Here is a 13,964-nt window from a genome sequence, read left to right as displayed (position 1 = left end):
CCCTCCCGATATATCGTGAGCAGGCTAATTACATTCGTCCTTTATTTCAGTTCTGCTGTCAGCGCCAGATTCAGAGCCGTTACATTCACACGCGGCTCCCCGAATATCCCCATCTGCCGGCCTTCCGTATGCTCATTTACAATTTGCATAAGCTGCTGTTCACTAAGCCCCGTAGCTTTGCTAATGCGCGGGATCTGTGCCTCAGCGGCTTCGGGAGAGAGATCCGGATCAAGTCCAGAGCCTGAACCCGTCACGAGATCAGCAGGGATCTGCTTCAATCCTGGGTTTTCCTGCTGGAGCTGAGCAATCTTTTCCTTCATCTCGCCGATATACTCCTCTGAAGCTACGGCGCGATTCGAACCGGCTGAAGCCGTTGGGTCATAACTGGCATTCGATGCCCGGGGCTGGAACAGCCCCGGCGATTGGATTTCCTGTGCCAGCAGTGACGAGCCGATGATTTTCTTATCTTGTGTAATCAGACTGCCGTTCGCCTGCGCAGGAAAGAGAAGTTGGGCTACGCCAGTCGTTACGAGCGGGTAGATTAGGCCACATATCAGCATAAGTACGACGGATAACCGTATAGCGGGCAAGAACATGTTCATACAGATCACTTCCTGGATTCATTAGGATAAAAGAATAATGTTGATAAGCGTTGTTATCTCGTTAAAGAATTCCTGACAGAACCAAGTCAATCAGCTTAATGCCGATAAAAGGTACAATCACACCGCCTACGCCATAGATAAACACATTGCGCCCGAGCAGCCTTTCGGCTGACATCGCCCGGTACTTAACCCCTTTCATCGCTATGGGAATGAGCAGTGGAATAATAATAGCGTTGAATATTAGTGCCGACAGGATCGCAGACTGCGGTGAAGCCAGATTCATAATATTTAGCGCCTGAAGCTGCGGCATAGCGAGGATGAACATGGCTGGAATGATGGCAAAATACTTCGCGATATCATTGGATATCGAAAAGGTTGTGAGCGCGCCGCGTGTAATCAGCAACTGTTTGCCAATGGAGACGACCGACAATAGCTTGGTCGGGTCGGAATCCAGGTCAATCATATTAGCCGCTTCTTTGGCCGCCATGGTGCCAGAATTCATCGCCAGGCCCACATCGGCCTGCGCCAGAGCAGGAGCATCATTCGTACCATCGCCCGTCATAGCGACGAGTTTGCCCTCCTGCTGCTCTTTTTTGATCGCCGCAATCTTGTCCTCGGGCTTCGCTTCGGCAATAAAATCATCCACGCCCGCTTCCAGCGCTATGGTCGCTGCGGTCAGTGGATTATCGCCTGTACACATAATGGTCTTGATGCCCATGGCGCGCATCTCGGCGAACTTCTCTTTTAGCCCTGGCTTCACGGTATCTTTCAGATAGATCACACCGTAGATTCGCTCATCGATGGCTACAGCAAGCGGCGTGCCTCCAGCCTTCGCAATACGATTTGCAATCTCATCCAGATCATCGGGTATGCGACCTCCTTCGGAAGTTATATAACGTTTGATCGCATCCACGGCACCTTTACGAATCTTCATACCGTTACTCAGATTGAGACCGGACATCCGAGTCTCTGCTGTGAATTCCACACTTTCCCCATTTGCATACTCCGTCTCAGACCAGCTCTGACCTTGTTTGCCTGCCAGTTCCACAACAGAACGTCCTTCCGGGGTCTCATCTCGCACAGAAGCCTGTAAAGCAGCTTGCGTCATCTCTGAAGCAGTAATGCCCTGAACGGGAATAAACTCAGATGCCATGCGGTTTCCGTATGTGATTGTTCCTGTTTTGTCCAGAATCAACGTATCGATATCCCCGGCCGCTTCCACCGCTTTACCCGACATGGCGAGCACATTGAACTGCGTAACACGGTCCATCCCGGCAATACCAATGGCAGACAGTAATCCACCAATTGTGGTTGGGATCAGGCAGACAAGCAGTGCAATCAGAGTCGCCAGATCCAGTCGAATACCCAGGTAATTCGCCATTGGAACCATTGTTAGGATGACGATCAGAAAGATCAGGGTTAATACGGCGAGCAGGATTGTCAGCGCGATTTCATTGGGTGTTTTCTGGCGCTGAGCACCCTCAACCAGAGAGATCATCCGGTCAAGGAATGACTCACCGGGATCGGTCTGAACACGCATGATGATGTAATCGGACACAACGCGGGTACCTCCGGTAACCGAGGAGAAATCGCCTCCTGCCTCCTTGATAACCGGTGCGGATTCTCCCGTAATGGCCGATTCATCAATGGAGGCCAATCCTTCCGTAATTTCACCATCCGTCGGAATCAGTTCACCGACTTCCACGCGGACCATATCACCCTTTTTCAACTGGGTCGAAGACACTTGCCGGATTGTTCCATCCTTCTGCACCAGATTGGCCAGGGTGTCCGACTTCGTCTTGCGTAACGTATCCGCCTGCGCTTTACCTCTGCCTTCTGCAAGTGCCTCCGCGAAGTTAGCGAACAGCAGCGTGAACAGCAAAATGAAAAACACGGCGATGTTGTACCCACGCCCAGCCTCGGATGCGGTGAAGAGATCAGGATTAATGCATAATAGGAACGTAATGAATGTACCTACCTCGACAATAAACATGACCGGATTTTTGATCATGACCACCGGATTCAGCTTTTTGAACGCATCGAGTGAAGCCTGAACTATCATATCTTTGCTTAACGACCGTTTCGATCCGGGATCACGTTGAATATTACCGGGGTTGTTATCCGGCTCATTGCCCTTTGATCTGAACATTTCTGTATCCATGTGTTGCATCGTCTGTTCCTTCTTTCGTTCGACTGCATTCATCGTACACTGCCACCTCCATACGTTACGTCCTTGCGCCAATTCCTCTGTTGCTCCCCTGTTATATCCCTCATTGAATCATCGCCAGATGCTCTGCAATCGGTCCAAGAGCAAGCGACGGGAAGAACGTAAGTGCGCCGACAACAACGATCATCATGACCAAGACGCCAGCAAATAAAGGCGTGTGTGTACGCAGCGTACCTGTAGTTACTGGTACAACCCGTTTCGTAGCGAGTGAACCCGCAATAGCCAGCATGGCGATCATTGAAACGTACCTTCCCAGCAGCATAACGATACCAATTGCGATGTTGTAAAAGTCTGTATTGGCATTTAGTCCGGCAAAGGCCGATCCATTATTGGCTGCACCTGAGGCAAAAGCATAGAGAACTTCAGTCAGGCCATGCATGCCCCCGTTCGAGATGGATACAATGGCTTCAGGCCGCATAAGCGCGAGTGCCGTTGGCGCAAGAATAATCAAAGGATGAATGAGCAACGCAATGGATGCGAGCTTTACCTCTTTCCCCTCGATTTTTTTGCCCAGAAACTCAGGTGTTCGTCCCACCATTAATCCACAGATAAACACAGCCAGAATCACATACAACAGTCCGTTGATCAGCCCTACTCCTTTGCCACCAAACACGTTATTGAGCATCATCTGAGCCAGTGATACCATGCCTCCAAGTGGAGTGAGCGACTCGTGCATATTGTTGACCGAACCTGTTGTAGCCGCTGTCGTGACTGCCGTGAATAAAGCCGATTCGGGTATGCCGAATCTGACCTCTTTACCCTCCATATTGCCTTGAAGACCCACTGCATCCAGCGCAGGTACACCGCGATATTCGGAGACAAATACGGTGGTCAACATCACAAGGAAAAGAAAACTCATCGCTGCGAACAATGCCCAACCCTGCTTCCGGTTATTGACCATCAAGCCGAAGGCGTATACCAGTGCAGTGGGTAACAGCATCATACAGACGATATGCACCAGATTGCTCAGGGCTGTCGGATTCTCGAATGGATGTGCAGCATTGGTTCCAAACCAGCCACCACCGTTGGTGCCAATGTGTTTGATCGACTCCAGTGAGGCGACCAGTCCACGTGAAATGGTCTGCTGCGCGCCTTCCAGCGTGGTTGCGTTCACCGCTCCCGCGAGCGTCTGAGGCACCCCCTGGAATACAAGGAACAAGGCTACGATGAAGCTCAGCGGTAAAAAAATCCTCGTAATCGACCGTACAAGGTCGACGTAAAAATTCCCCAGTTCATCCCGGCGGCCTATCAGCCCGCGAATGAACGCAATAGCCACCGCGAATCCGGTCGCTGCGGACGTAAACATCGGGAACGTCACGGCCAGCATCTGTGACAGATACGACAGGGCGTTCTCGCCCGTATAAGACTGCCAGTTCGTGTTGGTCATAAAGGATACCGCCGTATTAAATGCTTGCGCCGCTGGCATATTGCCGATCCCATCCGGGTTAAGTGGCAAATACTTTTGCAGCCGCAGCACCAGAAACATCAATACCAACATTACAAAGTTGGAGAGGAGAACCGCCGTAAGGTACTTTTTCCACCCCATGGATTCGTTCTCGCGTACTCCCATCACGCGATAGAGCAGTCGTTCCGGCCCGCCAAAAACCCGATCCAGCCCCGTTCGCTGTCCATCAAACACGTTCACTACATATTTCCCCACCGGTTTAACCAACAGCAGGATGATCAGTAGCGTCACTGCTACTTGCACTACACCGATACCCATATCCGCATTTCCTCCCTATTCGACGTTCCCTTGTTCCCGTATTACGCACATCGCCAGCATCAGAATTTCTCCGGCTTCACCAGCACATAACCGAGATAAATCACCAGTGCGAGCACAATCATGCCGATGACAATCATCTGGCTTCCCCCTCTCTACCCTCAAGCCTTTTCGCAGAATTTCAAGAATCCCCAAAACACCGCAAACAGCAGCACAACCAATCCAATCATCGTGGCATCATTCACCATGCGCCCTTCCTCCCTCTCTCTACCGATCTCTGCACCTGCTACATGTAAAATCGTAATACGAAACGCTGTAAAAAAGGGGTAAAGAAATGCCTCCACAGGTGTAAAAAAAGCGTAAAAAAGACCCGCTATTCTCAGCTAGGGGCTGAAAAGAACGGGTCTATCATCATTTTTATACGGAGCACTCCATTACGTGCCAATCTATTACCTACCCGTCATTTCAAGAACTGCGTGTAGGCATTTCCCTAACATTTTGAATACTAGTTTTTGGCTTCTTCGTCATGTACTTGTTAAAAAAGTCGGTGTTTATTCCTGTCATATGATGAAAGAAGGAAGTTTCCACTTTCCAATCCTCCTCAATCATATGACGGATATCCACAAGACCTTTATTGGAAAGCAGGTCAATAATGGTTTTAATTCGCATCGGCTTTTGAAGTGGAATCTCCCTGTCGAAAGGCTCCTTTTCCAGATATCCTCTTCGGTGCATCGCCGCATAGAAATTACGATGATCTTTAGCTTCCATCATTCCTAGATGTGCTGCTCTGTATCCCAGCACTTGTAGGGAAGTCTTCCATTTATTTTTCAAATCAAGATATTGATCGGGATTCGTCTTATAAGTGATTTCATTCATGTCCGATGAAAACTCTTCTTCGGGCAATAAAAATGCACCCGCAAACAGATTAGCTTCATTTTCAATCAATTTGTGTTCTTTTCGGTCCAGATTGACAAATTCAAGACGATAATGAAGCAACAAATGACCAAGCTCATGTGCAATATCAAAATTCCTACGAACCGCAGAACGTTTGATGTTGCCCAGTATGATAAACGGACGATCATTTCTTGTCCAAAGGCTGTACGCATCAATTTCTTCACCAATCGCTTTTTCAAAAACATATACACCACTTTTTTCGATCCGGAACATCAGGTTCTCATTCGTGGATGGCTCCATATTCAGCCGTTGTCTCGCAAGATGGGCAACATAATGGATCTGAGTCGTACGATCATCGTCTGTATGATTCATATACTCAATTGCCTCTTCCCGCAATTGGATAATATTCCGTGTGGGAAGGCTGATCTGAGCGGTAATATAATTAATGAACGTGTCCAGATATTCTACATGCTTTGCTTCTGTCTGTGTCTTGGATATCACATTCATCACTTTCGAACGATAGGCAATGTTCATAACATCAATGTTGGCTGCGTTATTACGCTGTGTAAGCATATCTTTCGTATAAAAATACTTGCTTTTCACACTGAAAATGCGTTTCAACTCATTTACAATTGGCACCTTCGGAGAGGTATACGCATTTTCATATTGCCAGACTGCTTGTTCTGTCACACCTAATTGTTCGGAGAGCTGTTTTCTCGAATACCCATGCATGATCCGCAAATTGGTCAAATTTTCACCAACGAACATGCTGCTCCCTCCTTACTGAACGACACAGGGAATCACCCCCGCTGTTCTCCTTCCAAAATTTCAATATCATAAGCTGCCGGATCAACGATATCTTCCACATCAGGCGTAAGCGCCTCCCGTTCACTATCATCCAGTTCAGCACCAGAGATGAGGTCCGATAAATCTTCTATAAAATAAGCGATATTATCATGCGGATTAGGCAGATAATGCTGAACCTTCGAAATTTGGTATGCATCATCAATAGCATAAGTGAGTATATGAAACTCATTATATGTAGATGCAAGATGTTCAAGTTCTTCTTTCACACGGCTGACCTGACTCTCTGAGATTGGAAAAGAAAGTTGCTCAACCCTCTCCAACTCACCATGTTCATTACGGCGTGGTTGAATCAAAGAAAATTCCAGATCGTTATTAATCTTGGAGAGATCGTGTAAATAGGTACGGAAAGCACCTTTGTTGTCAACGCCCGTAGGTAGCTTGGCACTGGAAAAACTATTCTCATTAAAGTAGGCTGCGTTCTTTATCAGAAACAGAACTTTTGATTCTTCATGTGTGAACTGGAGATAATCCCATGTTAAACCTGCTTTGGATTTCTTGTGAGTGAATCCTTGTTCACCGCAATAATCTGCGATTTTGCTCTCAATAAAATTTCCCTTTGTCCAGGCAAAGGCTGAACTAATCTTCATGTTTCTCTTCCGATCTTTACGGTGATCAATATATTCGCGGTATCCTTCAACAATAGCATCAACAAGCATCTGACTATGTTCCGACTTGAACTTATATTGTTCCATATAGATCACTCCGATTCATAAATATGAAGACAAGTTATATTTTAATCGAAGTTCGTGTGCAAAGATATGATTTTTTTTGATATTTTTAAAGTAAACCTATCTCATACACTTCATCCAAATGGATTCTGTGCCCACTGCAATAATCTCTTTTTCGTGATTTTGCCATGAGAGGTATGCTTGACGACTTGTCCCTGATCGAGCAGAAGTACCTGGGGTGACTCATGGTGAACCTCTGTCTCTTCCGCAATATGGCGGGACAACGAGCGATTTTCAATCACTTTGACGATGCGGTAATCCATAGGCTGTTTGGGATCTGATGCATGGGTGCCTACAAACGCCATAAACTCTCTGTACGCTCTCGCACTGGTCGGACAAGTTGTGCTGTGTTTCAGGATAAGGACCGGATGAGCCTGCGAGCGATGAAGCGCATCTTCCCAGTCATCCGTTTTGTGCAATTCACGTACATGTTCGCTGAGCATATGTTCCGAGTCTGACCCTGCACGTTTGCTAACCACCGAACCAATCACAATGCCAAGCGCCAAGCCAAAAGCAATCCCGAGTCCAAGCTGCTGCGTAGCCGTACCAATGCTGACTCCCATAGCCGTTCCTATAGCAAGCCATACGGCTTGATGATTTACTTTTTTCTTCATGCAGATCTTCCCTTCCTGAAATATGTATATCAGGGCTATAAAACTTCCTACCTTATATTCTGATCAAATTATAGCATAGGCCTCTGTGAGCAATCGTTAATAATCTTCATCTCCGGGTACAGATTTCAGTGATTGGATTTATGCAAAATGCTCATTTGTGATACACTGGTTGTAATTTGGAAACGATGAACATGAAGAATGGATTGGAAGGGCGGAAATTCCATATGACATACGCATTTATGATTGAACCGCAGGATTTTATTGCGCTGGATAACGAAGACGAGCTGATTGAGAAATGTCAGGAGTGGGGATTGCTTTCCGGTAAAGCAACCAAACTCAAAACGTTCTATTATAAAGGAAACGGATTAAACATGCCGTGCACCATCATTGGATATGTCGATCACATGGCAGCTGTTATTCAACTGGATAATGGACAAAAACATTGTATTCACCCGTCTTATCTGAAGGAAATGCAAGCGTCCAGTTACAGCGCCAGAAGCATAAGTAATGCCGGGTCAGATCGAAGCACAGAACCCTCAATTTCAGATACAGTTGCACCAGTTACCCCTGCTGATGTTGCGCCAACTCCTAATGCTCTGGCTAACCCGGATGGAATTCCAGCGGATCTGGATGATGCGGAAGATACGGACACAGATGAATTCTCCTCGGGGCTGAAGGGTGATCCGGACGGGCTGGTGGAAGAGTATGTTGGACCTCAGACCGGGGCAGCCAATGAAGCCAAACCCAAAGCCAAAACAGTGAGCAAAGCCAAGACCGTCAAGATTGATCTGCCCGAAGGTAAAGTGAAGATGAGTGCCGTTGTCAAAGAGTTCACCACCGTACCAAATCACTTCTCGGACAATGACGATGAAGTCATCATCTATGAAGCAGTTACCATTACGGAGCCAGACGTCATCGATGTTGGGGAAGCCTGGTCGAGCCACAGTGCCACCGTTAAGAAACAGGAACTGGAAGTGGGAGATGTTATCACGTTTGAAGCAAAAATTATCAAGAAGAAGCTGACACGTAACCCGGTTCCCTATAAAATCAACAATCCTTCCAAGATTCAAAAGGAAGACTAATCAAGGAAGATTAATCACGATTCATTACAAAAAAGCAAAAAAACCTCCAAGACTGCCTGAAGCAGATCGCGGAGGTTTTGCCATTTGTAGGCTATATTAGCGAAGAGTACGCTCTTAAGCTTGTCCCGGCGTAGCACTGATCTGAAACTGTACACCAAATTTGTCGACAACCGAGCCATAGGCTGGACTCCAGAACGTTTCTTGTATCGGCATTTTCACTTCGCCGCCGTCTTGCAACTGGTTGAAAATCGCTTTGGCTTCTTCCGCCGTATCCGTGTTCACTGTAACCGTAATATGATTACCTACAGTGTGCGGCATGCCTGGAAACGTATCAGACAACATTAATACCGAGCTGCCAATCTGCAAGGAAGCATGCATAATGCGGTCTTTCGCTTCTGGCGGGATGGGGTGATTCGGGTCAGACGGACCATCGCCAAATGTTTGAAGCGCGAGCACTTCGGCTCCAAATGCCTTTTGATAAAATTCTACCGCTTCACGTCCATTACCGTCTGTTACCAGATACACATTCAAGCTGATCGACATGCGTTCTTCATCTCCTTGGGCTCATGTAATTATACGATTCACGCCACTTGCGACATGAGTATATATGAACAGGTTGTCCTTTGACAAGCGTATATTTTCTCACTACTTCTGTTGGACCATTACACGATTAGGGTTACCAAATAATTTTTAATCCATCCCTCTCTCCACTACTTCTTGCGCTTGCGTATATAATAGAGAACCGTGATCAGAACACCCGGAACCAGTGCTGCAAAACTGGCATAGATCAGGCACCATTTCAACTGGGTACATATCGGAGTGAGTTCAGCAAGCACAGGCGTACGTTCAGGATAACGATACATGATCAGGGACGCACCTATATTTTCAAGCATGTCCATAACCCAAGCTAAGGCCGGAATCAGATTCACCCAACGCCAGCGACTCTTTATCGGAAGCACGCGATAGAGTATCGATAACAGAACAACCAAGAGGGACAGATAGGCCAAGGGCCATATGAGGTCAAATGTGAACCGTGCCTGAATATAGGCGCTTCGCCCTGCTTCTCCATACTGCTCAGCCATCTGATAAAGATCATCCGCCGTGTACAGAAACGATGAATCCGGGGACTGCCCACCACCTGTGGCCTCCTCCGACTTTGCCGCCTGCCAGGGCAGAATGAATGCAATAAAACAGGCAAAAACAACAACCGCAGCTACAACCCATTTCCAATTCACCCGCTGATAGAACCAACCTGACACTTTATTCAGCACATTCTGTCCCCTTTCCGATAAAAAAAAGACCACTCTCCCGAATCCTATCGGTAAAATGGTTGTGTTCAATCCTATAAAGTTATCGAGCTTGAACGATGTTATCTATTTCACTTTTCAATAAGAGGTATCGGTGAACACTTCTCATGATCGGGACCTTCGTTAGTTTGTTCTTGTCCACGTACAGTTTCATCTGGTCTTTGGTCAAACCAAGCAAACTTCCAGCTTCCGATACCGTCAACACTACCTCTGGGTTCGTAGCATTAAACGTCCTCTTTACTTTCTGATTCCAGTCCTCGAATACCTGCATAGATCAGTGACATCTCCTATCCATAGCCAGTTATTATCAGGCTGAATATATCCAGTATACCACACTTGTGCTGCTCGTAACTTAATCCTTGCGCAGAACCATATTCTGATAGGCAGATTTCCGCTTGACCCTGACGTTAACTCGAGGGTTTATACTGGCTTCAGGAGGGGATTAGCATGAGTATGTCACCTGAACATGTAACCAAGAAACGACGCAGCAGTGGAATAGCCATAATTGGAATGAGTTGGTTAACGATGACATTGGGTCTGTTTTTTGCTACACTCGCAGGGGAGTTTATCAGCACTATTGTTGTTGCTGCTGAATGGATGGTTCATCTCACCCAAGCTGTTGTCATTATTAGTATCGTCTTACCCGTACTATTCGTCATTCGAAGACACTTCCATATGAAGTCCGTTCTTCTTCCTCTGACAGGAAAAAGCATAATTCACTTGCTCTCTGGCGCATTATTTGCCACTTCTCTGGCCTTTATCGGGTTGGCGATAGCCAGTATGAACAACTGGATTACGATTACGGAGTGGCACTTCTCAGCTGAGTTCTTGCTTGCTGTCGTACTTAATAGTTGTATTGCTTTCTTGTATGAGGCTTTGCCAGAGGAACTATCCATGCGAGGCATGGTCTATGATGGATTACGCTTCAGACTGCGACTTCCTGTGTTTTTCGCTTATGTAACTCAAATCATACTCTTTCTGCTGGTTCCGATGAGTGTCAGCCTATTGCAAGAGCTCGTCGGTATGGATGCCGGAAGCCGGATAACCTTGGATTATATGATCTTGCTCTTGACCTATGGTATTACGTTACAGCTTCTGCGCAGTTTGACCGGATCTTTATGGGCCTCCATCGGATTTCATGTCGCTTACCTGGAAGTAGCCAGATTCGTTGTTATGCCAGGTGATAGACCCGCATTGTTAAACTATACCGCGCAAGATAACGGGTTGGCCGAAATATTTATTTTGTATATGATGATAATCTTCGTCGGTGGGATCATTCTGGCGGTGCTCAATGCATGGCGCTGGTGGAGAATACAGAAATCATGAGGGAGGGATCTGCCTGTTGTATACCGTTGGACAACTATCCAAACATACCGGAGTGTCCATCCGAACACTGCATTATTATGAGAAGCTGGGTTTACTGCGACCGGCCCGTAATGAGAACAATCAGTATCGCTTATATGGTGAAAAGGATATTTTACGGCTTCAGCAGATTACCATTCTGAAGAAAATGCATTTTAAATTGAATGAGATTGGAGAATTCCTCGATCAGGATGCTGCTCGCTCTGAACCAGAGAGTACCCTTACTTTATGGAATAATACGTTGGAACAACAATTGGCCGTCGTTAAGGAACAGCAGGAGAGATTAAGCAAGGTCGAGCATCTTCTTTTTTCAACCCTATATGCCATCAGAGCATCCGGTACAATCAGTCTGGATGAAATGTTGGGTTTCATCCGTGAACTGGATCAGCCTCCGGGCAAGTTCCGTCAAGATGTTTTTACACATGAAGAAATGGAATCGTTACCTCTGAATAATCAGAACAATTCAATATCCCTGGAATGGGCCGATATTCTTAAAGAAATTCATACATGCAAGATGGAACCTCCGGATTCCGAAGCCTCACGGTTACTGGCCATCCGAATCTCTGATTATGCTGAAAGGGCTTTTCAAGGGAATGCAGAATTGGCAGAAAAATATTGGGATTATATCGCCCCAGAGGATGATCAGTCAGCTCGTGTATATGGTATGACAACGGAAACCATGCGTTACATCGAAATGATCCTGGATCGATGGGCAGTCCAGAATCCTGATGATCAACAATAAGGGCCACTTCGAAAAGTGGCCCTTGATCCATTCCTTCTTTATGCTTCGTTACGCCTCTTCCCAGAAGCGACGCAGGTTGTCCATGGCGATTTTGGATGCGGACTTACATTCCTCCATGCCTTCGAACTCCACCGTAATGTGACCATCATAACCGAAGTCTTTGATCAGCTTTACAATTTTACGAATTGGAATGTCACCTTGTCCAACGATGGCCCCACGCAGGAAGTTGCCGTAGGCTGTGGTGAACCATTCACCCTCACCCGGATGCTCATCATAAGGACGGAAGTAGAAATCTTTGAAGTGGACCAGAGAAGCGTACGGCAGATTTTTCATGACACCGATAATCGGATTCTCATCCACGCACATGAAGTTGCCAATATCGAGTGTTGTTTTGAAGTTCGGACGATCTACAGCATGCAGAACACGCTGCACCCGATCACTCGCCTGTACACTGAAGCCGTGATTTTCAATGGTAGTGGTGATACCAAACTGCGCAGCATAATCCGCAATAATCTGGCTTCCCCGCACCATCAGCGGCAGATGTTCCTCGAACCAGGCAATGGTCATCTTCTCTTTCGGCAGGGTAAACGCCGTGACGTCATGACGCATATGTTTTACACCCATCCGGTGAACGACATCCACATGTCTTTTGACCCGAGCCATCTCTTCTGCAAACGCCTCTTCCGTCTCCTGCACGAAATTCGCTGGCATCGAGTAGTTGGACAGTTCAATACCCGCAGACGCTGCCCGTTCCCGAATCGCATCCGCTAGATCGTGATTATCCTCCACGGTATAACCGTAAGGAACCATCTCCATATGCTCGCCGCCGTTCGCCGCAATCCAGTCGATCACATCCAGCACCGTCATCTCACCCGAATTCAAATCGTTCAACAAACTATACGTGCTCAGGCCCACTTTCATCTGCTCAGCTCCCTATCGATATTGTTGGATAAATTGAACCGCCTTGCGAATGTCCTGCTCCGGCTGATGACCAACCTCACGTTCAATCGTCAGATAACCGGTGTATCCAATCTCCTGAAGCGCTGCAAAGTATCCGTCAAAATCAACGCCACCCTCGCCCAGAGGCACCTCACGGAAGAATGTTCCGGAAGAGACCATCTCGGCAATTTTATCGTGATCCATAGGGGCATAACCGACCGCTCCGTATACGTCTCGTGGGTCAACTTCCTTCAGCCGCACACCATCCTTCACATGGGTATGTACGATGTAATCCTTGAGCAGATGAACGCCCCGCGCCGGATCATCTCCGGTCACCATCACCATATTCGCCGGATCAAAATTCACCGATACTCCGTTGGTCGACAGCGTATCCAGGAATCCTTTTAAGTCAGCAGCCGTTTCCGGTCCTGTCTCAATGGCAAAGTACGCACCAACACTCTTGGCGTATTGGCCCAGTTCCTCACAAGCAGCATGCAGCGTAGCATAAACTTCCGATGAAGGGTCATGTGGAACAATGCCGATATGTGTTGTGACGATGTTGGTGCCCAGATCCAAAGCGAGATCCACGATCCGCTTCGACTTCTCCACTTTCCAAGGATTATCTTCCTTGACCTGAAACCCATGTCCTCCCAGATCACCGACCAATGCTGAAATGTCGAGACCCAGAGAATCGATATAACTCTTTAACTCTTTGCGAGCCGCAGGCGACAAATTTTCGGGGTCCATCTCTCCCTTGACGGCATAGATCTGCACACCTTCTGCACCTACGTCTTTGGCTTTGTTCAACCCTTCCCGTACACCTACGCCAAAGCTATCCACGATGACACCAATCTTATTCGTTAATTTCATGTCATACCTC

At 47.1% G+C, this 13,964-nt stretch carries 15 protein-coding genes; 3 read left to right on the top strand and 12 right to left on the bottom strand.

Features of this window, described 5'->3' with window-relative positions:
* Positions 1-41: 41 nt before the first annotated feature.
* From kdpC to ytxJ, 7 genes are all read right to left on the bottom strand, one after another.
* Positions 42-602, bottom strand: coding sequence for a potassium-transporting ATPase subunit KdpC (gene kdpC / locus NST33_RS01265; protein WP_237178291.1), 561 nt, complete (start codon positions 600-602; stop codon positions 42-44).
* Positions 603-663: 61 nt separating this feature from the next.
* The gene (gene kdpB / locus NST33_RS01260; protein ID WP_339308577.1) at positions 664-2,664 is read right to left on the bottom strand and encodes a potassium-transporting ATPase subunit KdpB; all 2,001 of its coding nucleotides are present in this window, start codon (positions 2,662-2,664) and stop codon (positions 664-666) included.
* Positions 2,665-2,872: 208 nt separating this feature from the next.
* Entirely contained in the window at positions 2,873-4,546 is a 1,674-nt protein-coding gene (gene kdpA / locus NST33_RS01255) for a potassium-transporting ATPase subunit KdpA (protein ID WP_221822494.1), read from the bottom strand.
* Positions 4,547-4,710: 164 nt separating this feature from the next.
* On the bottom strand, positions 4,711-4,893 hold the full coding sequence (locus NST33_RS01250) for a hypothetical protein (protein WP_221822274.1): 183 nt from the start codon (positions 4,891-4,893) through the stop codon (positions 4,711-4,713).
* Positions 4,894-5,014: 121 nt separating this feature from the next.
* The gene (locus tag NST33_RS01245) at positions 5,015-6,211 is read right to left on the bottom strand and encodes an XRE family transcriptional regulator (protein ID WP_339306459.1); all 1,197 of its coding nucleotides are present in this window, start codon (positions 6,209-6,211) and stop codon (positions 5,015-5,017) included.
* 32 nt (positions 6,212-6,243) lie between these two features.
* Positions 6,244-7,002 carry a hypothetical protein gene (locus NST33_RS01240; protein ID WP_017691175.1) on the bottom strand — a complete coding sequence of 253 codons (759 nt, stop codon included), beginning with the start codon at positions 7,000-7,002 and terminating at the stop codon, positions 6,244-6,246.
* Between the two features lie 110 nt (positions 7,003-7,112).
* Positions 7,113-7,652 (bottom strand): bacillithiol system redox-active protein YtxJ, encoded by a 540-nt coding sequence (ytxJ, locus tag NST33_RS01235; RefSeq protein WP_260632855.1) that lies wholly within the window; start codon positions 7,650-7,652, stop codon positions 7,113-7,115.
* Positions 7,653-7,876: 224 nt separating this feature from the next.
* Between ytxJ and NST33_RS01230 the strand changes: the two genes are divergently transcribed.
* Entirely contained in the window at positions 7,877-8,734 is an 858-nt protein-coding gene (locus NST33_RS01230) for a hypothetical protein (RefSeq protein WP_221822276.1), read from the top strand.
* Positions 8,735-8,848: 114 nt separating this feature from the next.
* Here NST33_RS01230 and NST33_RS01225 read toward each other — a convergent pair whose 3' ends face one another.
* The 3 genes from NST33_RS01225 to NST33_RS01215 form a co-directional block, all read right to left on the bottom strand.
* Positions 8,849-9,277, bottom strand: coding sequence for a VOC family protein (locus tag NST33_RS01225; protein ID WP_221822277.1), 429 nt, complete (start codon positions 9,275-9,277; stop codon positions 8,849-8,851).
* Between the two features lie 167 nt (positions 9,278-9,444).
* Positions 9,445-10,005, bottom strand: a complete 561-nt coding sequence (locus tag NST33_RS01220) for a hypothetical protein (protein WP_221822278.1) — start codon at positions 10,003-10,005, stop codon at positions 9,445-9,447.
* Positions 10,006-10,084: 79 nt separating this feature from the next.
* Positions 10,085-10,312, bottom strand: coding sequence for a hypothetical protein (locus tag NST33_RS01215; RefSeq protein ID WP_017691180.1), 228 nt, complete (start codon positions 10,310-10,312; stop codon positions 10,085-10,087).
* A gap of 176 nt (positions 10,313-10,488) precedes the next feature.
* Here NST33_RS01215 and NST33_RS01210 point away from each other — a divergent pair, with 176 nt between their 5' ends.
* A complete protein-coding gene (locus tag NST33_RS01210) occupies positions 10,489-11,367 on the top strand; it encodes a CPBP family glutamic-type intramembrane protease (protein ID WP_221822283.1) in 879 nt (292 codons plus the stop codon).
* 16 nt (positions 11,368-11,383) lie between these two features.
* On the top strand, positions 11,384-12,145 hold the full coding sequence (locus NST33_RS01205; protein WP_221822284.1) for a MerR family transcriptional regulator: 762 nt from the start codon (positions 11,384-11,386) through the stop codon (positions 12,143-12,145).
* A gap of 48 nt (positions 12,146-12,193) precedes the next feature.
* Here the strand turns inward: NST33_RS01205 and NST33_RS01200 are convergent, their stop codons facing one another.
* On the bottom strand, positions 12,194-13,066 hold the full coding sequence (locus NST33_RS01200) for a sugar phosphate isomerase/epimerase (protein WP_221822285.1): 873 nt from the start codon (positions 13,064-13,066) through the stop codon (positions 12,194-12,196).
* A gap of 12 nt (positions 13,067-13,078) precedes the next feature.
* Positions 13,079-13,954 carry a sugar phosphate isomerase/epimerase family protein gene (locus NST33_RS01195; RefSeq protein WP_036674684.1) on the bottom strand — a complete coding sequence of 292 codons (876 nt, stop codon included), beginning with the start codon at positions 13,952-13,954 and terminating at the stop codon, positions 13,079-13,081.
* Positions 13,955-13,964 lie beyond the last annotated feature (10 nt).

The organism is Paenibacillus sp. FSL L8-0435 (assembly GCF_037965655.1).
Classification (GTDB): Bacteria; Bacillota; Bacilli; order Paenibacillales; family Paenibacillaceae; genus Paenibacillus.
Note: the sequence above shows the minus strand (reverse complement) of the source record. Positions and strands in the feature narration are given on the sequence as shown.